Annotated in this window: 28 protein-coding genes, 1 tRNA gene and 1 pseudogene; 12 read left to right on the forward strand and 18 right to left on the reverse strand. The window is 67.2% G+C overall.

From position 1 onward, the window contains the following. Window positions 1–121: 121 nt before the first annotated feature. Together MHN84_RS03270 and MHN84_RS03275 are read right to left on the reverse strand one after the other, a co-directional pair. A complete protein-coding gene (locus MHN84_RS03270; RefSeq protein WP_241203215.1) occupies window positions 122–784 on the reverse strand; it encodes a DUF5642 family protein in 663 nt (220 codons plus the stop codon). 38 nt (window positions 785–822) lie between these two features. Beyond that, the gene (locus MHN84_RS03275; RefSeq protein WP_241203216.1) at window positions 823–1527 is read right to left on the reverse strand and encodes a DUF5642 family protein; all 705 of its coding nucleotides are present in this window, start codon (window positions 1525–1527) and stop codon (window positions 823–825) included. A gap of 77 nt (window positions 1528–1604) precedes the next feature. Between MHN84_RS03275 and MHN84_RS03280 the strand changes: the two genes are divergently transcribed. Then, the gene (locus MHN84_RS03280; protein ID WP_241203217.1) at window positions 1605–2306 is read left to right on the forward strand and encodes an LpqN/LpqT family lipoprotein; all 702 of its coding nucleotides are present in this window, start codon (window positions 1605–1607) and stop codon (window positions 2304–2306) included. Window positions 2307–2309: 3 nt separating this feature from the next. Here MHN84_RS03280 and MHN84_RS03285 read toward each other — a convergent pair whose 3' ends face one another. Beyond that, window positions 2310–3146, reverse strand: coding sequence for a shikimate 5-dehydrogenase (locus MHN84_RS03285; RefSeq protein ID WP_241203218.1), 837 nt, complete (start codon window positions 3144–3146; stop codon window positions 2310–2312). After that, window positions 3143–4141, reverse strand: a complete 999-nt coding sequence (locus MHN84_RS03290) for a GNAT family N-acetyltransferase (RefSeq protein WP_241203219.1) — start codon at window positions 4139–4141, stop codon at window positions 3143–3145. Before MHN84_RS03290 ends, MHN84_RS03285 begins: the two co-directional genes overlap by 4 nt. 109 nt (window positions 4142–4250) lie before the next feature. Between MHN84_RS03290 and MHN84_RS03295 the strand changes: the two genes are divergently transcribed. Both MHN84_RS03295 and MHN84_RS03300 read left to right on the forward strand, forming a co-directional pair. Next, window positions 4251–4736, forward strand: a complete 486-nt coding sequence (locus MHN84_RS03295; protein WP_241203220.1) for a MarR family transcriptional regulator — start codon at window positions 4251–4253, stop codon at window positions 4734–4736. Between the two features lie 21 nt (window positions 4737–4757). Further along, window positions 4758–5174, forward strand: coding sequence for a DUF5313 domain-containing protein (locus MHN84_RS03300; RefSeq protein WP_241203221.1), 417 nt, complete (start codon window positions 4758–4760; stop codon window positions 5172–5174). A gap of 15 nt (window positions 5175–5189) precedes the next feature. Here the strand turns inward: MHN84_RS03300 and MHN84_RS03305 are convergent, their stop codons facing one another. After that, the gene (locus MHN84_RS03305) at window positions 5190–5903 is read right to left on the reverse strand and encodes a PE-PPE domain-containing protein (protein ID WP_241203222.1); all 714 of its coding nucleotides are present in this window, start codon (window positions 5901–5903) and stop codon (window positions 5190–5192) included. A 234-nt stretch (window positions 5904–6137) separates the two neighbouring features. Here MHN84_RS03305 and MHN84_RS03310 point away from each other — a divergent pair, with 234 nt between their 5' ends. Both MHN84_RS03310 and MHN84_RS03315 read left to right on the forward strand, forming a co-directional pair. Next, on the forward strand, window positions 6138–6566 hold the full coding sequence (locus MHN84_RS03310) for an MmpS family transport accessory protein (protein ID WP_241203223.1): 429 nt from the start codon (window positions 6138–6140) through the stop codon (window positions 6564–6566). A gap of 29 nt (window positions 6567–6595) precedes the next feature. Beyond that, the gene (locus tag MHN84_RS03315) at window positions 6596–9376 is read left to right on the forward strand and encodes an RND family transporter (RefSeq protein ID WP_241203531.1); all 2781 of its coding nucleotides are present in this window, start codon (window positions 6596–6598) and stop codon (window positions 9374–9376) included. Window positions 9377–9592: 216 nt separating this feature from the next. Here MHN84_RS03315 and MHN84_RS03320 read toward each other — a convergent pair whose 3' ends face one another. Together MHN84_RS03320 and MHN84_RS03325 are read right to left on the reverse strand one after the other, a co-directional pair. Then, window positions 9593–10585: a cation diffusion facilitator family transporter gene (locus tag MHN84_RS03320; RefSeq protein ID WP_241203224.1), complete on the reverse strand. Its 993-nt coding sequence runs from the start codon at window positions 10583–10585 to the stop codon at window positions 9593–9595. Then, a complete protein-coding gene (locus MHN84_RS03325; protein ID WP_241203225.1) occupies window positions 10582–10980 on the reverse strand; it encodes a metalloregulator ArsR/SmtB family transcription factor in 399 nt (132 codons plus the stop codon). Before MHN84_RS03325 ends, MHN84_RS03320 begins: the two co-directional genes overlap by 4 nt. A gap of 100 nt (window positions 10981–11080) precedes the next feature. Here MHN84_RS03325 and MHN84_RS03330 point away from each other — a divergent pair, with 100 nt between their 5' ends. Genes MHN84_RS03330 through MHN84_RS03340 form a run of 3 tightly spaced genes read left to right on the forward strand, consistent with a single transcriptional unit; the run spans window position 11081 to window position 13283 of the window. Next, window positions 11081–11482, forward strand: a complete 402-nt coding sequence (locus MHN84_RS03330) for a DUF302 domain-containing protein (RefSeq protein WP_241203226.1) — start codon at window positions 11081–11083, stop codon at window positions 11480–11482. A gap of 47 nt (window positions 11483–11529) precedes the next feature. After that, complete coding sequence (locus MHN84_RS03335) at window positions 11530–13035, forward strand: multicopper oxidase family protein (protein WP_241203227.1); 1506 nt, start codon at window positions 11530–11532, stop codon at window positions 13033–13035. Further along, window positions 13032–13283: an SHOCT domain-containing protein gene (locus MHN84_RS03340; RefSeq protein WP_374238305.1), complete on the forward strand. Its 252-nt coding sequence runs from the start codon at window positions 13032–13034 to the stop codon at window positions 13281–13283. Before MHN84_RS03335 ends, MHN84_RS03340 begins: the two co-directional genes overlap by 4 nt. A 34-nt stretch (window positions 13284–13317) precedes the next feature. Here MHN84_RS03340 and MHN84_RS03345 read toward each other — a convergent pair. From MHN84_RS03345 to MHN84_RS03365, 5 genes are all read right to left on the reverse strand, one after another. Next, a tRNA-Ala gene (locus MHN84_RS03345) sits at window positions 13318–13390 on the reverse strand. A gap of 52 nt (window positions 13391–13442) precedes the next feature. Further along, window positions 13443–14474, reverse strand: coding sequence for a gephyrin-like molybdotransferase receptor GlpR (glpR, locus tag MHN84_RS03350; RefSeq protein WP_241203228.1), 1032 nt, complete (start codon window positions 14472–14474; stop codon window positions 13443–13445). 153 nt (window positions 14475–14627) lie between these two features. Then, the gene (locus MHN84_RS03355) at window positions 14628–15281 is read right to left on the reverse strand and encodes a GNAT family N-acetyltransferase (protein WP_241203229.1); all 654 of its coding nucleotides are present in this window, start codon (window positions 15279–15281) and stop codon (window positions 14628–14630) included. A gap of 21 nt (window positions 15282–15302) precedes the next feature. Next, on the reverse strand, window positions 15303–16571 hold the full coding sequence (gene glp / locus MHN84_RS03360) for a gephyrin-like molybdotransferase Glp (RefSeq protein ID WP_241203230.1): 1269 nt from the start codon (window positions 16569–16571) through the stop codon (window positions 15303–15305). 62 nt (window positions 16572–16633) lie between these two features. Next, window positions 16634–17557 (reverse strand): UTP--glucose-1-phosphate uridylyltransferase, encoded by a 924-nt coding sequence (locus MHN84_RS03365; protein ID WP_241203231.1) that lies wholly within the window; start codon window positions 17555–17557, stop codon window positions 16634–16636. A gap of 65 nt (window positions 17558–17622) precedes the next feature. Between MHN84_RS03365 and MHN84_RS03370 the strand changes: the two genes are divergently transcribed. The 3 genes from MHN84_RS03370 (at window position 17623) to MHN84_RS03380 (ending at window position 19361) form a co-directional block, all read left to right on the forward strand. After that, window positions 17623–18210, forward strand: a complete 588-nt coding sequence (locus MHN84_RS03370) for a 5-formyltetrahydrofolate cyclo-ligase (protein ID WP_241203232.1) — start codon at window positions 17623–17625, stop codon at window positions 18208–18210. Between the two features lie 72 nt (window positions 18211–18282). After that, window positions 18283–18636, forward strand: a complete 354-nt coding sequence (locus MHN84_RS03375) for an FmdB family zinc ribbon protein (RefSeq protein ID WP_241203533.1) — start codon at window positions 18283–18285, stop codon at window positions 18634–18636. A gap of 65 nt (window positions 18637–18701) precedes the next feature. Then, window positions 18702–19361, forward strand: a complete 660-nt coding sequence (locus tag MHN84_RS03380) for an SAF domain-containing protein (RefSeq protein ID WP_241203233.1) — start codon at window positions 18702–18704, stop codon at window positions 19359–19361. A 1-nt stretch (window position 19362) separates the two neighbouring features. On the opposite strand, the gene MHN84_RS03385 is transcribed toward MHN84_RS03380, so the two are convergent. Next, the gene (locus tag MHN84_RS03385) at window positions 19363–19659 is read right to left on the reverse strand and encodes a hypothetical protein (RefSeq protein WP_241203234.1); all 297 of its coding nucleotides are present in this window, start codon (window positions 19657–19659) and stop codon (window positions 19363–19365) included. Window positions 19660–19775: 116 nt separating this feature from the next. Between MHN84_RS03385 and mscL the strand changes: the two genes are divergently transcribed. Further along, complete coding sequence (gene mscL, locus MHN84_RS03390; RefSeq protein WP_241203235.1) at window positions 19776–20234, forward strand: large-conductance mechanosensitive channel protein MscL; 459 nt, start codon at window positions 19776–19778, stop codon at window positions 20232–20234. A 57-nt stretch (window positions 20235–20291) separates the two neighbouring features. On the opposite strand, the gene MHN84_RS03395 is transcribed toward mscL, so the two are convergent. The 5 genes and pseudogenes from MHN84_RS03395 to MHN84_RS03415 form a co-directional block, all read right to left on the reverse strand. Next, window positions 20292–20807, reverse strand: a complete 516-nt coding sequence (locus tag MHN84_RS03395) for a hypothetical protein (protein WP_241203236.1) — start codon at window positions 20805–20807, stop codon at window positions 20292–20294. Window positions 20808–20847: 40 nt separating this feature from the next. Then, the gene (locus MHN84_RS03400) at window positions 20848–21498 is read right to left on the reverse strand and encodes an MspA family porin (RefSeq protein WP_241203237.1); all 651 of its coding nucleotides are present in this window, start codon (window positions 21496–21498) and stop codon (window positions 20848–20850) included. Between the two features lie 192 nt (window positions 21499–21690). Further along, a complete protein-coding gene (locus MHN84_RS03405; protein ID WP_221356194.1) occupies window positions 21691–22338 on the reverse strand; it encodes an MspA family porin in 648 nt (215 codons plus the stop codon). A 238-nt stretch (window positions 22339–22576) separates the two neighbouring features. After that, on the reverse strand, window positions 22577–23224 hold the full coding sequence (locus tag MHN84_RS03410) for an MspA family porin (RefSeq protein WP_241203238.1): 648 nt from the start codon (window positions 23222–23224) through the stop codon (window positions 22577–22579). A gap of 86 nt (window positions 23225–23310) precedes the next feature. Continuing rightward, window positions 23311–23958 (reverse strand): annotated as a pseudogene (locus tag MHN84_RS03415) (MspA family porin). Window positions 23959–24061: the final 103 nt, after the last annotated feature.

The raw sequence follows: 24061 nt of genomic DNA on the forward strand, positions 1-24061 counted from the left end.
TCAGCGTGGGCGCCAGGCACCTGCCCTCCCTCGGCAGCACCACCGACCACAGAAATCACGCCCCGCCCCGGGACGTCGGCCCACTACGGCCTCCACACCCCTTGACTCGACCTACAGCCAGCTAACCCTTGACGAGCTCGACGGCCTTGGTGACGAGGTCGCGGGCGCGTCCGGTGTCGATGCGGGCGACGGGCCGATCGGCGACGACGAGCGGATTGGCGGTGACGATCACGATGAACGTGCCGAAGTGCGCGACGTAGTTGTAGAGCTCGCCGGTGCGGGGCCCCTCGGCGGTGACCGTCTGCAGCACACGGTGGGTACCGACCGCCTGCACGCCGTCGACGTCCGGCGCGTCGACCACCTCGACCAGCCCGCGGATGCCGGGCCCCGCGAGCGAGACCTTGCGGCACTGGTCGGTGGGCGCCGGGACGGGCACCGGTTCGGACGTCTCGACGGCGATCACGACGTAGCGGACCCCCTCACCCTCGGCGGTCAGCGCGGCCATGTTGCCCTTGACGTCGGCCGGGACGTTCTGCTGTTGGGCCACCTTCCCGCACTCCGCGGGAGCGAAAGTCAGTCCGGCAGGCAACTTCTGGCCGGCGAGCAGCCGCGGATCGATGGCTGCCGGGCCGGCGTCGGAAACGGTGAACGGCGCCGGGAACTCACTTCGCAGGTCCTTGACGCGGGTGATGTCGGCTCGGGAGTCGTCGTCGGAACTCTGACCACCGCACGATGCCAGAAGTCCCGCGCACAGCAGCAGCGTCACCGACTTCGAGTACGACATCGCCGCCAATGTACCCGCGGCGCCCGCCCGCCCTGTGCTCAGCCGCGCAGCGCCGACACGGTTTCGGTGAGCAGCCGGGCGGCGAAGTCCGGACCCAGCGGAGTCTGCGGGGACCCGGGATCGGTGACCAGCGAGACCAGACACACGTAGCGGTCCAGCGATGCGATGAATGTCTGTGCGTGCAGCCGGGTTTCGGTGCCGCCTTCGACGACGGTGACTGCATCGGTCCGCATGCCGACGACGTCGGCGCCGGCGATGGTGGGAGCGGGCACGCCGACGACGGTGGCGGTGGTCGGACCGGCCGACACGGTCCACCTGCCGCAATCCCGTGGCAGGGCGTGTCCATCGCCCGGCACGGCGGCGATCACCGCGTACGCGATTCCACCGGGCCCGGACCCCGACCAGCCCCGGGAGGTCGACGGGTCAGCAGCCGGGGCGGCCAGGACGGCGCACTGCGGTGGCTCGGTCACGGCGGGAACCCGCATGCCCCACAACGCCACCGGCGCCGGCGGGCCCTGATAGGTGGTGATCTCGTAGCCGGCAGGCAGCGCTGAACGGCTGCGCTCGACGCGCGCCGGGTTGATCGGTGCCGCGGGCTTGGCCGGAGACGGTGTGACCGCGACCGGCGCCGGGCCGGAACCGCACGCCGCCAGCCCCGCCGCCATCGCCACAGCAAGCATGCCGGAGGCCAACCGCACGCTCTGTTGGTACCACGCCGCCGGACCTGCAACGGCGATCGACACCAGGTCGGGCGTCGATCAACTCGATCGCCCGTCGAGTTGGTTATGCTCGCGCTGGCCATCGGCGGACAGGAGACGACATGACCACCTCTACGCGGGCCGGGCTCATCGCGCTGGCCGTCCTCACGCTCGGCGGCGGGTTGTCGGCCTGCTCCAACGACACGTCGGGCACCCCGTCCAGCGCGTCGTCGTCGGCCACATCCTCGGTGTCGTCGACGGCACAGGCCGCTCCTCCCAGTTCGTCGGCCGCGCCCGCGCCGATCGTCACGCTCGCCGACTACATCCGGGACAACAACATCGTCGAGACACCGGTCGCGCCGGGAGATCCCGGCTCACCGACGATCGAGCTGCCCACGCTCGAGGGCTGGGAGGACATGGGCGGCAACGCTCCCGAGGGTTCGTACTCGGCCTCGGTCTTCACCGGCGACCCGGCCGCCGCCGCGGACCCGGCGACCGTCATCACCAAGGTGGTGAAGCTGACCGGCAACGTGGACCCCGCCAAGGTGCTCGAGGTGGCGCCGGGTGAACTCCGTGCCCTGCCGGGTTTCGACGGCCCTGAATCGGGTGTGCCGAACAAGTTGAGCGGCTTCGATGCAACGGTCATCGGCGGCACCTACACCAAGGACGGGGCGCCCCGCATGGTTGCTCAGAAGACGGTGGTCATTCCCGGCCAGGAGGGTCTGTACGTGCTGCAGATCAACGCCGAAGGCACACCGGAGCAGGCGAACGCGCTGATGGACGCGACGGCGGCGATCGACGACCAGGCGACGATCACGCCCTAGCGGTCACGCCCGGGAGATCGCCGATGCCTCGGCGATCTGCTCCGGCGTCGGGCGCACCCCGGTGTAGCGCTCGAATTGTTCGGCGGCCTGCAGGGCGATCACCTGCGCTCCGGTGATCACGGCTGTCCCGGCGCGGCGCGCGGCCGCGATGAGTGGTGTCTCCGACGGCAGCGCGACCACATCGAACACCGTGTGCGCGTGGCGGATCGATTGCTCGTCGAAAGACAGGTCGTGTTCCTCGGCGCCTCCCGCCATGCCGATCGGCGTGACGTTGACGACGATGTCGGCGGTGGGCGTCGCACCGGTGTCGGGTTCGTACGAGTAGCCCAGTCGCTCGGCCAGCGACCGGCCGGCCTGTGTGTTGCGGGCGAGGATCGTGCCGGCGCGGAAGCCGCGGTCGGCGAACGCCGCGCCGACCGCGCTGGCCATCCCTCCGCTGCCCCGGATCAGCACCGATTGCTGCGGGTTCAGGCCGTGGTCGTCGATGAGCTGTTGCACGGCAAGGTAATCGGTGTTGGACGCGGTCAGCCTGCCGTCATCGTTGACGATCGTGTTGACCGACTGCAGCGTCTGCGCCGAGGGCTCCACCTCATCGACGAGCTCGAGCACGTCAGCCTTGAACGGCATCGACACCGAGCATCCGCGAATGCCGAGCGCGCGAACGCCACCGATCGCGGCGACGATGTCGGTGGTGGTGAAGGCCTTGTAGATGAAGTCCAGCCCGAGCACGTCGTAGAGATGGTTGTGGAAGCGGGTGCCGATGTTGCTGGGGCGCCCGGCCAGCGAGATACACACGCGGGTGTCCTTGTTCAGCACAGGTTTACGGTCGCCCGGCCTCATCCGACGGCCCTGATCACCTGGCGCGCGACGTCGCGGATCTGCTGCACGAGCTCGGCGTCGAACGGGAGGTCCGAGGGTTTCGGTACGTCGATCTCGGTGACCACGACACCCAGGTCATCACGGTGCCAGACAGCGCCGGATCGGTCGAGGATCGCCCGCATGGGCATGTTGTCGGAGAGCACACGCGCGGTGAATCGACGCACCCCGTCATCGTGCGCCGCCACCGAGATGGCGCGCATCAGAAACGTTCCGATTCCTCGGCCCTGGTAGGCGTCCCCGACGATGAAGGCGATCTCCGCCTCTTCGGGATGACGTTCGTCGCGCACGAACCGGGCGTCGGCCACCACGGGACCGTCGACGCCTTCGGTCAACACGAACACGAAGTGGTCGAGGTAGTCCACCTCGAACAGGTAGGTCATCAGTGATTTCGTGGGCGATCGGACGGACTGGAAGCGGCGGTACAGCGTCTCGCTGGAGAATCCGACGGGCCCCTGGGCCACGCGTGCGCTGTCGCCCGGCAGCACGGGGCGCAGATAGAGCACGCTGCCGTCGCGCATCATCACCGGGATCGGGGTGATGAACGCAGCCAGGCGCTGACGCGCCGTGCGCACCAGCTTGTCCATCATGCCGGGGATCTCCAGCATCGTGGCGAACGCCTCGCGGCCGCCCACCCAACCGGTCAGGGACTCGGTGGCGATCACGGTCGCGGTGCGCGGAGCGTCGCGCAGCAGCGCGATCTCGCCGACGATCAATCCGGGGCTCAGGTCGACCACGGTGTCGTGGCCATCCGCCCCCGCGTGGCTGACCTCGGCGTGACCCGACCCGATCAGCAGGAAGCTCACCGCGAGTTCACCCTGCTGCATCAGCACCTGCCCGGGGGCGGCCGCCAGCGGCCGCAACTGCTGGGCCAACGGCACCAACGTCGGGACCGCGACACCGGCGAACACGTCGAGGGCGGCGAGGTCGTCAGCTTCCACGGCGCTCACCCCGGACATTCTTCGAGGCTACGGGCGCCCGTCGACACCCGGCAAGGAACGGCCACATGCGACCGGTGTGACGCCCCGCATATTGCTAGGGCACTAACTATTAGGGCACCATGGTTTCGTGACCGCCGCCGCTGACATCGACCCGCTCGCTCTCGAGCAGCAGGTGTGCTTCGCGCTGGCGGTCACCAATCGCGCGGTACTCGCCGTCTACCGTCCCCTGCTGGAGCCGCTGGGCCTGACCCACCCGCAGTATCTGGTGATGCTCGCGCTCTGGGACCATCGCAAGGCAACCGCGGACGGTCACGCACCGCTGTCGGTCAAGCAGATCGCCACCACGCTGCAATTGGATTCGGCCACCCTGTCGCCGATGCTCAAGCGTCTCGAGGCACTGGGATTGATCACCCGCACCCGCAGCGCCACCGACGAGCGGACCACCGACGTCGAGCTGACCTCAGAAGGCATCGCGCTGCGCGAACGGGCACTGGCCATACCGACCACGGTGGTGTCCCGGCTGGGTGTCGACCTGGCCGAACTCGAATCCCTGCGCGCCGTCCTGACCCGCGTCAACACCGCCGCCCTGGCCGCCGGCGCCCTACACGCCTGAACCCCACCACGAGGAGCCGAGATGTCCGCCGACAAACCCACCTTCTGGCAATACCTGACCTACTGCTACGGCCGCCGCCTACCGGCATCGATGCAACGCTGGGTCGCCGAGGACCTCGCCGGGGAAGGCGCGGTGCGCCGGCACATGATCCGCTATTCGATCCCGCCGATCTTCGTGCTCGCCCCGTTCTGGCTGATTCCGGTCAATCTCTACATGCACCTGGAGATGACGGCCCCGATCTACGTCTGGGCGGTGTTGATGGCGCTGGCGTTGAACAAGCCGTGGCGGCGGCACCGGCTGGCCGTGCACGGGCTCGACCCAAACCTGGTGGACGTCATCAAACGCAAGAAGCAGGCGCAGATGCACGAAGACTACGCCCGCCGCTTCGGCGCACGGCCCGAATCAGCGGAATGGCAGCAGAACAGCAGCCCGTTCTAGAGCCCGCATCGGCGATCAGCCCAGGCCCGGCGTGGGCACCAGCACTTCGGTGATGTTGCCCTCCACGTCGACCTGGTTGGCCGGGTCGTTGAGGTTGATGTCCGAGTAGTCGGTGTGCCGCTTACTGGCCTGCCCATCGATCGAGCGCTCGTCGCCGGGGATGTAGTAGCAGAAGCCATCCCACTTGCGGCAGATGTCGACCACCTTGTAGGGCGTGTTCGGCGGGATGCCGAACCCCTGATTCGCCCGCCAGCGGTTCTTGCCCTCGGGGTCGGTGTAGACGAACCCGGTGCCGCGCCGCTCGGGAGCGCCGGTGGTGACGAACCGCAACTCGCTCGGCGGCGGCGCGCTGGGATCGAACGAGAACTGACGCAGCCACCGGTAGATGACGTTGGCGCCCAACGAGTGCCCGAACACGACTTTGGGGCCCGGCGTGTTCCTGATCCATCCGTCGAGCCTGGCCACACCGTCGTCCAGGCTGGCCTGACCGATGGCAGGGCCGAGGAGACCGACGTTCATGTAGTTGAGCGGTTCGCAGACATTCGGCGGCGCGCACAGCGAGCCGTGCAGCTGCTGCATGGTCCGCTCCGGCTTGTCCAGCGCGCCCGCCAGAACTGCCACGCGGGCCCCCGAACCCGCACCGTCGTCGACGTCGGCGTGCGCGACCGCGGGCATGACGCCACACAGCGCCATCATCACGGCCGCGAGGCTCACCAGTCGTGCTGTCATCACGTCGTCCCCAGTCCCGATAGTCCCGATCGAATCTCTGATGGGTGCATCGCAAGCCCAGACCACAAGGTTACGTCCGCGATCGACGTGCCGGCCGATGCTCGCGATTCCGACCGAGGACCTCTCGCCCTTTAGCATACCCCCAGGGGTATGGTAGAAAATCCAGCGAGGGGTTGAGCCGCCGCCTCGGCACGGGCGGGGCGGCTCGCTCGACCGCACGAGAAAGGAACATCCGTGAAGGTGCTCGCGAGAGGGTGGGTCTTCCTCGTCGCCGCGGTGGCCGTGACCGTGGGCGCTGTCACGGTGATCAACCTGCGCGACGCGTTCGGCTCCGAGGCGGTGTTCTCCGCGTCCGGCCGTAGCGCGGAGCCGCTCGCGCCCACATACGTCAAGCGCGTCACCTACGAGGTCTACGGCCCCAGCGGGTCGACCGGCAGCATCAACTACCTCGACGAGAACGCGAACCCACGAGAGGTCGAGTTCGCTTCCCTGCCCTGGACACTGACGGTCTCGACCACCGCGCCTGCCGTGCTGGCCAGCCTCGTCGCCCAGGGCGACAGCGACAGCGTCGGCTGCCGCATCACGATCAACGGAGAGGTCGAGGACGCCCGCTCGACTACCGGCCACCACGCGCAGACCTCATGCCTGGTGAAAGCCGGATGAGCGGCGAGGGCGAGCCCAGGCCGGCACCCATGCGGTTCATCCGCCGATTCGCCGTGCCGATCGTGCTCGCCTGGCTTGCTGTGACAGTCGTCCTGAACGTGGCGATCCCACAGATCGAGGCCGTGGCGCGCAACCACGCGGTCACCATGTCGCCCCAGGACGCACCCGCGATGATCGCGGCCAGGAACATCGGAGCGACGTTCCAGGAGTCCGATTCAGACAGCATCGCGATGATCGTTCTCGAAGGCGACGGCGAGCTCGGCGCCGAGGCACGCCAGTACTACGAGACCTTGGTGCGCGCTCTGCGGGCCGACACCCACCACGTGCAGCACGTCCACGACGTCTGGGGGGACCCGCTGACCGCAGCCGGGGTGCAGAGCCGGGACGGCAAAGCCGCCTACGTCCAGATCAACCTGGCCGGCGACCAGGGCAGTACAGAAGGCATCGCGTCGATCGAATCGGTGCGCGACATCCTCGACCGCTCGTCGCCACCCACGGGGCTGCGGGTGTATCTGACCGGCCCGGCGGCGTTGACCGCCGACATGAACGAGGCCGCCGACAGGAGCATGCTCGTCATGATGGGCGTCACCGGCGTCGTCATCATGGTCATGCTGCTGATCACCTACCGCTCCCTGTCGACCATGCTGATCGTCCTGGTCATGGTCGGACTCGAGATGGGCACTGCCAGAGGCGTCGTCGCGCTGCTGGGGAACAACGGCATGCTCGGCTTCTCGACGTTCGTCGTCGCCATGCTGTCGTCGCTCGCGATCGCAGCGGGAACGGACTACGCGATCTTCCTGATAGGCCGCTACCAAGAGGCACGCCGAGCGGGCCAGGATCGGGAAGCCGCCTACTACAGCATGTTTCGCGGTACCTACCACATCATTCTGGGTTCGGGGCTGACCATCGGCGGCGCCACGCTGTGCCTGCACTTCGCCCGGTTGTCGTACTTCAAGGCACTGGGTATCCCCTCGGCCCTCGGACTGGTCGTGGTGGTGGCGGGCGCGCTGACCGCTGCACCGGCGGTGGTCGTGATCGCCGGCCGCTTCGGCCTGCTGGACCCCAAGCGTCCGGTGAACGTGCGACGGTGGCGCCGGATCGGCACCGCGACCGTACGGTGGCCGGGGGCTGTGTTCGCCGCGACACTGGCCGTCGCCCTGGTCGGCATCGCCTTCGTCCCCACCATGAAGGTCAACTTCAACGATCGCTACTACATCTCACCGGATCTGCCGTCCAACGTCGGATACACCGCTGCGGAGCGCCATTTCACCGCTGCGACCATGAACCCCGACATCCTGATGGTCCAGACCGATCACGACATGCGCAACAGCGCCGACATGATCGTGCTGGACCGAATCGCCAAGGAGATCTTCCGCACCCCGGGGATCGCCATGGTGCAGAGCATCACCCGACCACTCGGCGGCCCGATCCAGCACACCTCGATCCCGTTCCAGATCAGTGCGTCGTCGGTTCCGATCCAGCAGAACCTTCAATTCATGAGGGACCGGACAGCGGACATGGTCACGATGAGCGACGACATCGGCGGCATGATCGCCGCCATGCAGCGACTCCAGGCGTCACTGGCACGTATGGGCACGGTCACCCACCGCATGGTCGGCGACACCGCCGAGATCAAGACGGCGATCGACGAGGTTCGTGATCACCTCGCCGACTTCGACGATGTCGTGCGCCCTCTTCGCAACTACTTCTATTGGGAACCACACTGTTTCACCATCCCCGCCTGCTCGGCGATCAGATCCGTCTTCGACGCGATGGACGGCGTGAACACCTTCAGCGACACGATGACCGGGCTGATCCAGGACATCCGGCACGCCGACGCCGTCATCCCGGAGATGCTGGCGCAGTTCCCGCCCGTGATCGCGGTCGCCGAATCCCTGCGCGCCACCTTGCTCACCATGCACAGCAGCTTTTCCGGGCTGATCACCCAGATGTCGCAGATGACCGACACCGCGAGCGCCATGGGGCAGGCCTTCGACGCCTCTCGGAGCGGCGATTACTTCTACCTACCGCCCGAGGCGTTCACCAATCCGGACTTCGAGCGCGGACTGGCGCTGTTCCTCTCACCGGACGGAAAGGCCGCGCGCTTCATCATCACCCACGAGAAGGATCCCGCCACGCCGGCGGGGATCGCCTCGGTGACACCGACACTCGAGGCGGCTCATCAGGCCGTCAAGGGCACGAACCTCACGGATGCGACGTTCTCGCTGACCGGCACCGCGGCGATCTACCGAGACATCCAATCGGGTTCGCAATACGACCTCCTGATCGTCGGCATCGCTGCGCTGACGCTCATCTTCGTCGTCATGGTGCTGATCACGAGGGCCCTGGTGGCCTCGCTCGTGATCGTCGGCACGGTGCTGCTGTCCCTGGGCGCAGCGTTCGGACTCTCCATTCTCGTGTGGCAGTACCTCTTCGGCCTCGAATTGAACTGGATCGCACCGGTGTTCGGCCTGATCATCCTGCTGGCGGTTGGCTCCGACTACAACCTGCTGCTCGTGTCGCGGTTCCAGGAGGAGATCGGCGCCGGGTTGCGCACCGGAATCATCCGGTCGATGGGCGAGACCGGAGCTGTGGTGACCGCGGCAGGGTTGGTGTTCGCGTTCACCATGATGTCGATGGCGGCCAGCGATCTCATCTCGATCGGACAGGCGGGCACCACGATCGGTATCGGCCTGCTGTTCGACACCCTCATCGTGCGATCGCTGATGACCCCCTCGATCGCCGCACTTCTGGGGCGGTGGTTCTGGTGGCCCCTCAAGGTCCATACGCGCCCGGTCCGCACAGTGTGACCGGTCGCGCCAGTGAAAGGAGAAACGATGATGTGTCGAGCAGTTCAGTGCCGTACGTGCGGGAAGACCACGTGGTCAGGCTGCGGGGAGCACATCGAGGCCGTCCGCCGCGGCGTCCCGCCGGGCGAGTGGTGCGGCGGTCACGACGATGCGCCCTCGGCGGGCAGAAGATGGAACCCGTTCGGCAAGAGACGAGTTCAGTGACACCCCGGTGAGCTACGTCGCCGGATAGGCGTGCACGAGAGCGGATGCCAGCTTCGGTACGGCGTGCGTGAGGGTGTGTTCGGCCTCGTGCGCGATGCGGTGCGCGTCGGCGAGACTGACGTTCGGGTCGATGTCGAGTTCGGCATCGGCGTGGAGGCGGTGCCCGATCCACCGCATCTTCACGCTGCGGACGGCGGTGACACCGGGCGCGGCCGCCAGTGCCGCCTCGGCCCTGTCGACGAGCCGCGGATCGACGCCGTCCATGAGACGACGGAAGATGTCACGGATCGCCGTGCGCAGCACCGCGAGGATCGCGACGGTGATCACGACACCGATGACAGGGTCGGCCAGCGGAAAGCCCAACGCACTGCCGGCTGCGCCGAACAGCACCGCCAGCGAAGTGAATCCGTCAGTGCGAGCATGTAATCCGTCGGCCACAAGAGCCGCTGAGCCGATCTTCCTGCCGACGCGGATTCGGTACAGCGCGACCCACTCGTTGCCGAGAAAGCCGACCAGGCCCGCGACGGCGACCCAGCCCACATGCTCGATGGGCACCGGGTTGATCAGGCGGCGCACGGACTCGATGCCCGCGATGACTGCGGACAGCGCGATCATCGCGACGACGAACAGGCCGGCGAGATCCTCGGCCCGGCCGAAGCCATAGGTGTAGCGCCGCGTCGCCGCTCTGGTGCCCAGAGCGAAGGCGATCCACAGCGGGATCGCGGTCAGGGCGTCGGAGAAGTTGTGGATGGTGTCGGCCAGCAATGCCACCGACCCCGAGACGGCGACGATGCCGATCTGGGCGAGCGCTGTGACGCCGAGGACGAAAAGGCTGATCTTCACCGCGCGGATCCCGGCGGCGCTCGATTCGAGCGCGCTGTCGATGCTGTCCCCGGCATCGTGACTGTGCGGGGCGAAAATCTCGCGCAGCGCTGCGCCGACGGTGCCGCCGTGATGATGGTCGTGCTCGTGATGGTGGTGAGGAGGGTGCGCGTCGTGACTCATGCCGGCTGCTCTCCGGTCGTCTCTGAGTGCAGGACAGCGAGTTCGGAGGCGTCGCGATGATGCCCGGGGACACCGGGCCCGGCGTGTTCGGCGTTGTACACCGCGTCGGTGACCAGTTGCCGCACGTGCTCGTTGTCCAGGCTGTAGTAGATCGTGGTGCCGTCGCGGCGGGTACGGACGAGCCGCGCCATCCGCAGTTTGGCCAGGTGCTGGGACACCGAGGGGGCAGGCTTTCCGATGTGGGCGGCGAGATCGTTCACCGACATCTCCCGGCTGCCCAGAGCCCACAGCACCTGAACTCGCGTGGCGTCCGCGAGCATGCGGAACACCTCGACGACGAGGTCGACCTGGTCATCGGGAAGTCGACGCGTGCATCCCCGCGTATCTGCATGCATACGCAGATAGTAGGAACCTGCGACGCAGTCGGCAAGCAGCATATACCCCCGCTGGTATCGTGAGAGCGAGCCCGATGACGTGCCGAAACGAGGAGCAGAGATGTCGTACGCGCTGTCGACCACCGTCCACACGAGCTTCGCCGACGCGGTCGAGAAGACCCGGCAGGCGCTCGCCGAGCAGGGGTTCGGGGTGCTCACCGAGATCGACATGAAAGCGACGCTGAAGGCCAAACTCGGCGAGGACATAGAGGACTACCTGATCCTCGGGGCCTGCAATCCCCCGCTGGCGCACCGCGCCGTCGAGGCAGACCGTCAGATCGGATTGCTGCTGCCCTGCAACGTCGTCGTGCGCAGCGATCCGTCGCAGGACGGCGTGGTGATCATCGATGCGATGGACCCGAAGGTGATGGTGCAGGTCTCCGACAGCGCACAACTCAGTGAGGTGGCGGACGATGCCGCAGCCAAGCTGCGCGCCGCCCTTGCATCTCTCGACGCACCCTAGACTTCGTACCCTAGCCGGGAAACGGTTCGGGGCGTAGATCTGCTGACATGGCACGCTCAGAGCTGCGCCGGGCAGAGAGCGGTGCGCGACCGCGGTGGAGTCGGCGTGACTTCCTCGCGGGCAGTGTCGCCGCAGCCGCAGCGTTGACGGCCTGCGGTCGACTCCCCGTGTCACCTACTGACCGCGGGTTCGACATGATGGCAGCGATCGAGCGCACGGAAGCGCAGCGCCCGCACTCGGGCCGCACCGTGTCGGCCACCCTGACTCCGCAGCGCGCACCTGTTGATCTGGGTGGAATCGATGTCCACACCTTGGCCTACGGCGATGCCGTTCCCGGTCCACTGATCCGGGCGAACGTGGGCGACGAGCTCGCCGTGACGGTGCACAACCGCCTCGATCACCCCACGTCGGTGCACTGGCACGGCATCACCCTGCGCAACGACATGGACGGCGCCGCCCCCGCCACGCCGAACATCGGCGCCGGGCAGTCGTTCACGTATCGGTTCTCCGCCCCGCACCCGGGCACCTACTGGGCGCATCCGCACACCGGCCTCGACGCCGACTACGGCCTGTACCTGCCCGTGATCATCGATGATCCCCGCGAACGCGGTGACTACGATGCGGAATGGATTGTCGTACTCGACGATTGGACTGATGGCGTCGGACCGAGCCCTGACCGGCTGTTCGACGCTCTCCGCAACCGGGGCATGGGCCGAATGCCCGGTATGGGCCGGATCGGTTCCAGCCTCCTCGGCGGTGACGCCGGCGACGTCCGCTATCCCGCCTACCTGATCAACGGGCGCGTCCCGGCCGCGCCGACCAACTTCATTGCGCGGCCCGGGCAGCGCATCCGCATCCGTCTGATCAATGCCGCGTCCGACACAGCGTTCCGCGTCGCCATGGCCGGCCACCCGCTGACCGTCACGCACACCGACGGCTACCCCGTCGTACCGACCGACGTCGATGCATTACTGATCGGAATGGGCGAACGCTACGACGTCCTCGTCACCGCGCGGGATGGCGTCTTTGCGCTCGTCGCCGCGGCCGAGGGTAAGAACGCGCTCGCCCGCGCCCTGCTGACGACCGCGGCGGGCGGCCCGCCTGATATCGACTTCCTGCCGACCGAACTGAATGGTCGAGTCGGCACCGTGCGCACGTTCACCGCGCCGCCCGAGGCGAACCTGTGGTCGGGGAGATCGGACGTGAACCTGCAGGCGCGCCTCTCGGGCGGCATGATGCGCTACGACTGGGCCATCAACGGAGCGTCCTACGAGAGCCGTCAGCCTCTCGGGATCAGGCAGGGTCAGAGTGCCACCCTGTCCTTCGCGAACACGACGATGATGTGGCATCCCATGCATCTGCACGGCCACACTTTCCAGATCGTCACGGCCGACGGCAGGCCGGGCGCTCGCAAGGACACCGTAATCGTGGCGCCGAGACAGAACGTCGGTGTCGCTTTGCTCGCCGACAACCCTGGGATCTGGATGTTGCACTGTCACAACACATATCACCAGGCCGCCGGCATGATGACCAGCCTCGACTACACGGCGTGACGCGCCGCTGCGGCCCACGGCTGGGCTACGCTTGGATGGCGGTCGGCATGGTGCTGTTCTGGGCACTGGTCATCGGCGGCATCGTGATGCTGATCCGTCTCGCCACCGGCAACCACGCCGCCGGCGGAGCGACCCCACCTGACACCGATGCACGGCAGTTGCTCGCTCTGCGGTTCGCCCGCGGGGAAATCGACGAGGCGGAATTCCGCGGCAAGCTCGCCGTCCTGCGTGACCACGTCCACCTGTGAGACGCGCAGACCAGGGCGGCCTGGTCAAACTCTGTGGAGCTAAGGGGAATCGAACCCCTGACCTACTCGATGCGAACGAGTCGCGCTACCAACTGCGCCATAGCCCCTGATACCGGTAGCAGGCTACCAGTCGCCGGTCAGCGGCAGAAATCGCCTGGACTACTGCCCCGCCGCCCGAGGCAAGTCGTAGTGCCGGGCGAAGGCCACGTATTCGAGATGCTCGAACTCCGGGTCCTCGTCATCGATCTCGAGGACGGCGGCGCCGGGCCGGCGCAACCGTGACGGGACGACGTCGAACTCCTGATCGCTGGTGTTCTCGACCCCGAGCCGTGACCGCGAGATCCGCTGTGCGCGGCGGCGCCGCAATTGCTCCTCGATGCGGGTCTGACGCCGCAGATACGCCAGGTACAGCAGGGTGATCGACGCGATCGTGGCGCAGGCCCACCACATCGACGCCGACCAGGTGAGTGCCGCCACCGCGCTGGCGAGGATCAGGACCGCCATCACGGCCAGCGTGCGGGCGCGGAAGCGATACTTACGCGCGCTCACCGCCGCCGCGGTCGTTGACTCACGCCGGCGGCGACGCGAATCGGCGATGCGCAGGTCGGTGTCCGCGGGCGGCTCCAGACCTGAGGAATCCTCGACGTACTCGTATTCGTCCTCGTTACGAACCTGCTCACCACGGGGTGCGTCGTCGTCGGCGGCGGACAGCTCTTCGGCGTCCTCGAGGTCGTCGTCCGCGTCGTCGTGGACGCTCTCGCCGTCGTTGCGGAGGTCATCGAGGTCGTCCACCTCGGCGCGGGCGTCCACGCGAAGCGTCCCGGTGGTCGTCACCGTGTCCGCGGCCGGCAACGCGTCGGACTCCTCCACCACGTCGACGTCGAGGTAGTCGGGCTCGTCGCTCTCCCGCGTGTCGGCGGCCACCATCACCACGGCGTGGCCAGGCGCGTCGTCGGCCTGCACGTCGCCGTCGTCGTCGGACGGTTGCCAGTGCGGATCGCTGCGATGCCCCGCAGCCGGCCCGCGCCGGCGCAGCCGCGCACCGGCACCGCTGTTGAGCACACGGGTGGCCAGAGCGACATCGCTGGTGCGGCGCACGGCGTCGCGCTTGCTGATCAACATCGGCACCAGCACGAACAGCCAGAGCACGACGAGGGAGATCCAGAGGAGAGATTGGGGGATGCTTGGCATGGCGCCTGCTCCTTTCCCCATCAGGCTAGGTCTGTTCGACCAGCGCATCCGTGAGCGGCGCGCCGGGACAATTACACACCTGTAATTCGCTGAGTACAAGCACCAAACGTCACACGTGTCACATCAGCCACAGAGGGGCCGGCAAAGGGGCGCTCACGCCCACGACGCCCGCCCCGCCCGCACCAGTGCGGAGGTCACCGAACCGTTGACCTCCTCGATCGTGAGCGCCACCAGCAAGTGGTCCCGCCACGCGCCGTCGACGTCCAGATAGCGCCGCAGCAGGCCCTCCTCTCGGAAACCGGCCTTTGCCAGAACCGCACGGCTCGCGGAGTTCTCCGGACGCACCGTGGCCTCCACCCGGTGCAGCATCACCGGCCCGAAGCAGTGGTCCAGGCCCAATGCCAGCGCCCCGGTGGCAACTCCTCCCCCGACGAACTCGCGAGCCACCCAGTACCCGATCCACGCCGACCGCAGCGCGCCGTGCGTGACGTTTCCGATGGTCAACTGACCTGCGAATCGTCCGTCCAGTTCGATCACGTACGGCAGCATCCGCCCCTTGCGCGCCTCGGCCCGCAATCCCGAACACACCGCAGGCCATGATGAGACCGCATGGCGCAGTTGCCAATCCATGTCCGTCGACGGCTCCCACGGCTCGAGGTGCGCGCGATCGGCCAACCGGATCCTGCTCCACTGCGCCGCGTCGCGCAGACGCACGGGGCGCAGTCGAACCGTGCCCGCGGACACCCGCAGTGGACCGACAGGTTGCGGCCAACCGGGGTGCTGCGAACGGGAGCCGAGGAGGTTCATCACGTCAGGGCGGGTTCGGTCTCAGCCGCGCTGAGCCAGGAACGCGACGTCGACGATCTCGCCGGTGCGGATCTGCTCGGCGTCACTGGGCACGATCACCAGGCAGTTTGCTTCGGCGAGCGTGGCCAACAGATGCGACGACGCGCCCGGCGCCCCACCGAGCGCTTGCACCAGGTACTCGCCGGTGTCCTGATCGCGCATCAACTGCCCCCGCAGGTAACCCTTGCGGCCGACCACCGAGGTGATCGGCGACAGCGCCCGCGCCTGCACGATCCGCCGCATGGGCTGTCGCTTCCCCAGCGACAGACGCAGCAGCGGCCGCACCATGACCTCGAAAACGACCAGCGCGCTGACCGGATTGGCGGGCAGCAGGAACACCGGTACGCCATCACTGCCGAGCTGACCGAAACCCTGCACCGATCCAGGGTGCATCCCGATGCGGGTCACCTCCATGTCGCCCAACTGAGCCAGCACCGAGCGCACACCCTCGGCCGCCGCGCCACCGACCGCCCCCGCGATCACCACCGCTTCGGCTCGGCCCAGCTGCCCTTCGACGACCTCGCGCAGCTGCGCGGGATCGGTGGGCACGATGCCGACACGGTTCACCTCGGCGCCGGCATCCCGTCCGGCAGCAGCCAACGCGTAGGAGTTGACGTCGTAGACCTGACCGTTGCCGGGAGTGCGCGAAATGTCGACGAGCTCACCGCCCACACACATCACCGACAAACGCGGTCGCGGATGAACCAGCACGCGCTCCCGGCCCACCGCGGCCAGCAGGCCCACCTGTGCGGGACCGATGATCGCCCCCGCGCGCACGGCGACGTCGCCGGGCTGAACGTCGTCACCGGTACGGCGCACGTACGCTCCCGAGCGGACTCCGCGAAGCACACGCACCCGCGATTCCCCGCCGTCGGTCCATCGCAACGGCAACACCGCGTCGGCCAGCGTCGGCATCGGCGCGCCGGTCTGCACGCGTGCGGCCTGGCGCGGCTGCAACCGACTCGGCGTGCGAGATCCGGCCTCGATCAGCCCCATCACCGGGAGGCTGAGGTCTCTGTTGTCGGGCTCTTCGCCGTCACCGCCGTCCGGACCACCGCCGATACCCAGCACGTCGACACTGCGGACCGCGTACCCGTCGATCGCCGCCTGATCGAACCCCGGCAGCGGTCGCTCGGTGACCACCTCTTCGGCGCACATCAAGCCTTGGGCCTCGGCGATCGCCACCCGTACCGGCCGCGGCGCCACCGCGGCCGCGGCTACCCGAGCCTGCTGCTCCTCCACCGAACGCACAGCATGCCTTTCTTCTGTTGAGCGCCTACGCGCTCCGCAGAAGATACGCGTGATCGGTGGCGCTAGTGCTCGGCCGAATCCTGCCCGAGCCCCAGCCGCTCGACCAACCACCGCCGTAATTCGGGCCCGTAGTCGTCTCGCTCCAAGGCAAAGTCAACCGCAGCCTTCAAGTAGCCCCCGGGATTTCCCAGATCGTGTCGAGATCCGCGGTGGACCACGACGTGCACCGGATGTCCCTCGTCGATCAGCAGCGCGATGGCGTCGGTGAGTTGGAGCTCGCCGCCCGCACCGCGCGGAATCCGCTTGAGCGCGTCGAAAATGGCCCGGTCCAACACGTAGCGCCCGGCCGCCGCATACGGCGACGGCGCCTCCTCGGCCTTGGGTTTCTCCACCATGCCCTTGACCCGCAGCACGTTCGGGTTGGCGGCGTCGGGCACGGTCTCGACGTCGAACACGCCATAGGCACTGATGTCCTCGCGGTCGACCTCGATGGCACACAGCACCGAACCACCACGCTTGGCGCGCACCTTCGACATCGTTTCCAGCACGCCCGTGGGCAGCACCAGATCATCCGGCAGCAGCACGGCGATCGCGTCCTCATCGGGCGAGAGGCTGTCTTCCACACACCCGATCGCGTGCCCGAGCCCTTTCGGCTCCGCCTGCACCACAGACTCGACCTTGATCAGTGCCGGCGCGCGTCGCACCTTCTCCAACATGCTCTTCTTGCCGCGCGCCTCGAGCGTCCCCTCGAGCACCAGGTCCTCGACGAAGTGCGCGACCACGCCGTCCTTGCCCTCCGAGGTGATGATGATGAGCCGTTCGGCGCCGGCCTCGGCGGCCTCGGCGGCCACCAACTCGATGCCGGGCGTGTCGACGACGGGCAGCAACTCTTTGGGAACCGTCTTCGTCGCGGGCAGGAAACGGGTTCCCAGCCCCGCGGCGGGGACGACCGCGGTGTGCGGTATGGGAACTTCAGGCCGATTCATCGTTCACACACTAACCTCTCGGGGTCGGTTGTTCTCTCCTTACCCGGCACGCGGAAGGCTACTCAGTGCGCGAGACGAAAACACAGGTACGCGCCGCAATCCTGGCCGCGCGTGCGGCGTCGACGCCCCAGCAACGGACCGCCGAGGCCGCCGCACTGACAGCTCACGTGCTCGGGTGGGTAGCCCCCGGCTCCACGCTCTGCGCCTATGTACCGGTCGGATCGGAACCCGGGTCCACGGATCTGCTGGACGAACTGACCGACCGCGGGGTGCGGGTGCTGCTGCCCGTGGCGCGCGAGGACCACGATGGCGTTCCCGACGCTCTGCGGTGGGGCGTCTACCGCGCGGGCGGGCTGATCCGAGCGCCGTTCGGACTTCGGGAACCGCGCCCCCCACATCTGCCGCCGGAGGTCGTGGCCGAAGCGAGCACGGTGCTGGTGCCGGCGCTGGCCGTGGACCGTCACGGAACGCGGCTGGGCCGCGGCGCCGGCTTCTACGATCGGACGCTGCAGCACGCTGCCGCCACGGCGGCGCTGATAGCGGTCGTCCGGGACGACGAATTGGTCGACGCGCTACCGCAGGAGCCGCACGACGTCCGGATGACTCATGCGGTGACGCCCGGGCGCGGGATCGTCGCGCTGGAGCGGGAATGACAGCCACCCGCTGGCGGTTCTAGCACTTGAGTCGGTAGAGTGCTAACAAGCGTGACGACCTCGGAGGAAGCTGTGCCCACCTATTCTTATGCGTGCACCGAGTGCGACAACAAGTTCGACGTGGTGCAGGCCTTCACCGACGATTCGCTGACCGAGTGCCCGCAGTGCAGCGGTCGGCTCCGCAAAGTGTTCGGCAAGGTCGGCGTGGTGTTCAAGGGCAGTGGTTTCTACCGCACCGACAGTCGTGAATCTGGTAAGAGCTCGACGAGTGCCGGCGCCAAGAGCGCCGGCTCGGAGTCGAGTTCATCGAGCTCGTCGGACAGCTCGAGTTCCGCGGCGAGCACCTCATCCACTTCATCGTCGGAGTCGTCGTCCGGTTCCTCGTCGAGCTCCTCGTCGGCACCGGCCGCTGCCGCCTCCAGCTAGGGCTGTTATCCACAGGCACTGAATCGCCGGCTGACGCTGCGAGGTCGGCGCCCTAGCGTGGTCGCATGTCCGGCTCGCTCGACCCCACTGCACTGCACCGGTTCACCCGAGCGCTACGTCCCGACTGGGTGCGCACGGTGCTCGCTCGCCGAATTCTCGCTGCGGCCCTCGTCATGCTCGCCGCGGCCGCCGCGTGGCGTGACGATCCTCGCGACGACTCCATCGACGTCGTCGTCGCCGCCCGCGATCTCACCCCAGGCTATGCATTGACCGCGCAGGACGTGCGGCTCGAACGACGGCCCAGTGCAACGGTTCCCGACGGTGTGCGGACGCGCATCGACGACGTCGCGGGGAGCACGTTGGCCGGCCCGGCCCGCCGCGGTGAGGCGTTGACCGACGTACGCCTGCTCGGGCCACGGCTCGCCGAATCGGCCGCCGGCCCCGACGCCCGCCTCGTCGCCGTGCCTCTCGCGGATGCCGCCCTCCTCGACCTGATCCGTGCCGGCGATGTCGTCGACGTGGTGGCCGCTCCTGCGTCCGCCGACACCGGCGCCGAAGCACGCGTCATCGCCACTGACGCGGTCGTCGTGTTGGTGTCGACCAAGAACGGCGGGATCACCGCTCAGAGTGCCAACCGTGTTGTCCTGATCGCACTTCCGTCCCTGTCGGCGAAGTCGGTCGCGGGTGCGGCGCTGATGCAGGCCGTCACCCTGACCCTGCACTGATTCACTTGACCGTGAGGTAGATGACGCTGCCGATGCGAGTCAGGTGCTGATCGTCGAAGTTGGCGTCCCACACGCGCTTCCAGATGTCAGGGCCGGTGGTCATGTTCACGACCGTCGCCTCGTCGAGCGGCACCCTCGACTGACGGGTGACCACGACCCGGTTGCCCGCGGCTTCCAACTCACTGATCGTGTCTTCGGCGCTGGCCGCAGTGGGTGCGGCGAGTGCCGGTGCGGCCAGCCCCAACGCCATGGCAGTGAGAGCGGTAGCTGTTGCGGTGGCGATGCCGGTTTTGCTCATGCCTGTTAAACCCGCAGCTCAGGCGGATCATTTCCGGTGGCAGAAAGTGTTCGATCGATGGCAGGAACGGTTAACGTGGAGCCCTGTCAGTCCACAACTGCGATCGGAGGACCAGCATGATCAAGGGATTCAAGGAATTTCTCGCCCGCGGTAACGTCATCGATCTCTCCGTGGCGGTGGTCATCGGTACTGCGTTCACGGCGTTGGTGAAAGCCTTCACCGACAGCGTCATTCAGCCGCTCATCGACCGGATCGGCGCCGGACCCGACAAAGAGTACGGAATCCTGCGGGTGCCCCTGGGCGCCGACAAGTTCGTCGACTTCAACGCGGTGCTGTCTGCAGCCATCAACTTCATCCTCGTCGCCGCAGTCGTGTACTTCGTGATCGTGCTGCCGTACAAGAAGCTCCGCGAGCGAGGCGAGGTCGAGCAGGCACAGGACACGGAGCTGAGCCTGCTCACCGAAATCCGTAACCTGATGCAGGAGAACACCGGTTCGGCAGGAAAGCACGTCAGCGAGCCAGGCGCCGGACCGAGCCCGGACACCGCGAAACACACCAGCGCAGACCGCGACTGACCGCTGCCACGACGAAGGGCCCCCGGCTTCCGCCAGGGGCCCTTCGGGTGGAACTTCTCAGGGGTTGTTGATGTCGAACGGGATCGCCATCCAGTTCGCGCACCACGGCCCGTCGTACACGCACGCGCTGATGTCACCGGCAGCACCGGAGAACACCCACGCCCGAGTGCCGGGAACGCCCCGGGTCGACGTCCGAACCTCGCCGCCTTGCGAGGCGAGCGCCTCGCCGAAGCCGGAGGTCCGCACCTCACCCTGTGCGTAGACGCCGGACGAGCCATTCGACACGTCGGGCGAGCGCACCGCGCCGTCGGCCTCGCGGCCGTTGCCCGGCGTCGAGGGGTCGGCGCTCATGTCGTCGGCGCTGGCGGTGCCCACGCCGATCGTCATGAGCGCGGCGGCGGCGGCGAGACCGCTCAGCCCCATTGCGATCGGCTTCGCCAATCGCGCGGAAACGGAAGTACCGTACTCGGCCACCGGCCGTCCCTTCTCTCTGAACTGGTTGAAGCTAGGTCCGCTCAGATTACCAGTGTTGACCTCATCGTGCGCAGGTAGCGCAATGTCGAAAATCATCATCGTCACCGTGAGTTTTCCCGTGCCGGAGTGGGTAATCCGACTAGTTCATGTTCCAGGGTTCGCCGTAGGTGGTGACGCTGTCCCCGTCCTTGGAGATCAGCCGCGCGTACGGCCGCAAGAGCACACCACCGGCAGCACCGGTGACCGTGCCGTGCGCGTTCGACACCGCGACCGCACCGTGGTCACCGGAGACGTCCACCGAGAACGTCGCGACCTCCTGGATACCCGGACCATTGCCCAGATCCGCCGAGATCGAGACCCCGGGCAGCAGCGGCGGCGTCGAGATCGGCGGGAACAGGTCGATCCCGCCTCCACCGTTGATGCCGACGACGTCCTGCGCGTCCAGTGCGATGTTGGGCGTGGTGTAGCTGAAGTTGATGCCCACACCCAGCGACCACGGGAAACCGATCTGGTATCCCAACTCCAGCGTGCCGGCGAAGTCGCTCGCGCCGTCGCCCACGACGGAGTACACCGCCTTGCCCGAGTGGAACCACTCCCGGGTCAACCGGTTGCGGTCAAGAGGGAACACCCCATTGAGGAACGTGTCCCACTGCTGGATGGTCAAGGTGCGGCCCTTGCCGTCCACCAGACTGAGTTCGTTGTCCAGCCCTGCGTGTGACGTGCCGGTGCTGACGAGCAACGCCGCGAGGCTCATGCTCAGTGCTACCAACACCCGAGTGATCAGCTTCATGCTCTCCTCAGCCCGTTGACGGTGAATTATTGGAAATTTCTCATCTTTGAGGACATGAAAATAACCAGCGGCGCGTCGAACGGCTTGCCAGCCAAGCTGTTTGGTAACCAACTGCCAGGCTGGTCACAGGAAACGGCCCCTGACCGTGGTCAGGGGCCGTTCATGACGGTGAGCTGATGACTCAGTTCATGTTCAGTTCATGTTCCAGGGTTCGCCGTAGGTGGTGACGCTGTCGCCGTCCTTGGAGATCAGCCGCGCGTACGGCCGCAAGAGCACACCACCGGCAGCACCGGTGACCGTGCCGTGCGCATTCGACACCGCGACCGCACCGTGGTCACCGGAGACGTCCACCGAAAACGTCGCGACCTCCTGGATACCCGGACCGTTGCCCAGATCCGCCGAGATCGAGACCCCGGGCAGCAGCGGCGGCGTCGAGATCGGCGGGAACAGATCGATCGGACCGTTCGCGGTGCCGATCACATCCTGCGCATCGAGCGCGATGTTGGGGGTGGTGTAGCTGAAGTTGATGCCCACACCCAGCGACCACGGGAAACCAATCTGGTACCCCAGCTCCAGCGTGCCGGCGAAGTCCTTCGCGCCGTCACCGACCACCGAATACACGGCCTTGCCCGAGTGGAACCACTCGCGGGTCAACCGGTTTCGGTCAAGCGGGAACACCCCATTGAGGAAGGTGTCCCACTGTTGGATGGTCAAGGTACGGCCTTTGCCGTCGACGAGGCTCAGTTGGTTGTCCAGCCCGGCGTGCGACGTGCCGGTGCTGACGAGCAACGCCGCGACGCTCATGCTCAGTGCTACCAACACCCGAATGATCAGCTTCATGCTCTCCTCAGCCCGTTGACGGTGAACTCATGGGGAACTTCTCATCGTCGAGGAGATGAAGTTATCCAGGTGCGCGGTGAATCGCTTGCTCGCCAAGCTGTTTGATAACCACTTCCCAACCTGGTCACAGGAGGGTTCCGCATCATGAGGATGTGCAGGTCGTGCAGGAGTGCCGGACACGAGAGAAGCGGCCCCTGACCGGAGTCAGAGGCCGCTTCCGCAGTCGAACGATGGTGCGTTAGTTCATGTTCCAGGGTTCGCCGTAGGTGGTGACGCTGTCACCGGCCGACGAGATCAAACGTGCGTAGGGGCGCAGGAGCACACCGCCGGCAGCACCGGTCACCGTGCCGTGCGCGTTCGACACCGCGACCGCACCGTTGGCACCGGAGACGTCCACGGTGAAGGTGGCGACCTCCTGGATGCCCGGGCCGTTGCCCAGATCCGCCGAGATCGACACGCCCGGGAACAGCGGCGGCGTCGAGATCGCCGGGAACAGGTCGATGCCCACGCCGTCGACGCCGATCACGTCCTGACCGTCGAGCGCGATGTTGGGGGTGGTGTAGCTGAAGTTGATGCCCACGCCCAGCGACCACGGGAAGCCGATCTGGTAACCCAGCTCCAGCGTGCCCTCGAAATCATCGGCACCTTCGCCGGCCACGCTGTACACAGCCTTGCCCGAGTGGAACCACTCACGGGTTAGGCGGTTGCGGTCAAGCGGGAACACACCGTTGAGGAACGTGTCCCACTGCTGGATCGTCAGAGTCCGACCCTGGCCGTCGACCAGGCTCAGCTCATTGTCCAGCCCTGCGTGAGAGGTGCCAGTGCTCACGAACAACGCCGCGACGGCCGCGACCATCGCGATCAGCACCCGAGAGATTGTCTTCATGATGATCCTTTTCAGGTGGCGAGAGCGACGGAGTGCCGGCCACCAAGGACCGGCACTCCACCGAACTCATGGGCGATGCCCGTGTGTCAGTTCATGTTCCAGGGTTCGCCGTAGGTGGTGACGCTGTCACCGGCCGACGAGATCAGACGTGCGTAGGGGCGCAGGAGCACACCGCCCGCAGCACCGGTCACCGTGCCGTGCGCGTTCGACACCGCGACCGCACCGTTGGCACCGGAGACGTCCACGGTGAAGGTGGCGACCTCCTGGATGCCCGGGCCGTTGCCCAGATCCGCCGAGATCGACACGCCCGGGAACAGCGGCGGCGTCGAGATCGCCGGGAACAGGTCGATGCCCACGTCGCCGACGCCGATCACGTCCTGACCGTCGAGCGCGATGTTGGGGGTGGTGTAGCTGAAGTTGATGCCCACGCCCAGCGACCACGGGAAGCCGATCTGGTAACCCAGCTCCAGCGTGCCCTCGAAATCATCGGCACCTTCGCCGGCCACGCTGTACACAGCCTTGCCCGAGTGGAACCACTAACGGGTCAGGCGGTTGCGGTCAAGCGGGAACACACCGTTGAGGAACGTGTCCCACTGCTGGATCGTCAGAGTCCGACCCTGGCCGTCGACCAGGCTCAGCTCATTGTCCAGCCCTGCGTGAGAGGTGCCAGTGCTCACGAACAACGCCGCGACGGCCGCGACCATCGCGATCAGCACCCGACTGATTGCCTTCATGTTCTCCCTTGCTCAGTAGAACGGGTCCCCATGTCGGGGCACCGGTTGCTCGTGCCTGGCCGTACCGCTACACCACACACCTCGCAAGAACTTCATGTGAGTG

The organism is Mycobacterium sp. PSTR-4-N (genome assembly GCF_022348085.1).
Classification (GTDB): Bacteria; Actinomycetota; Actinomycetes; order Mycobacteriales; family Mycobacteriaceae; genus Mycobacterium.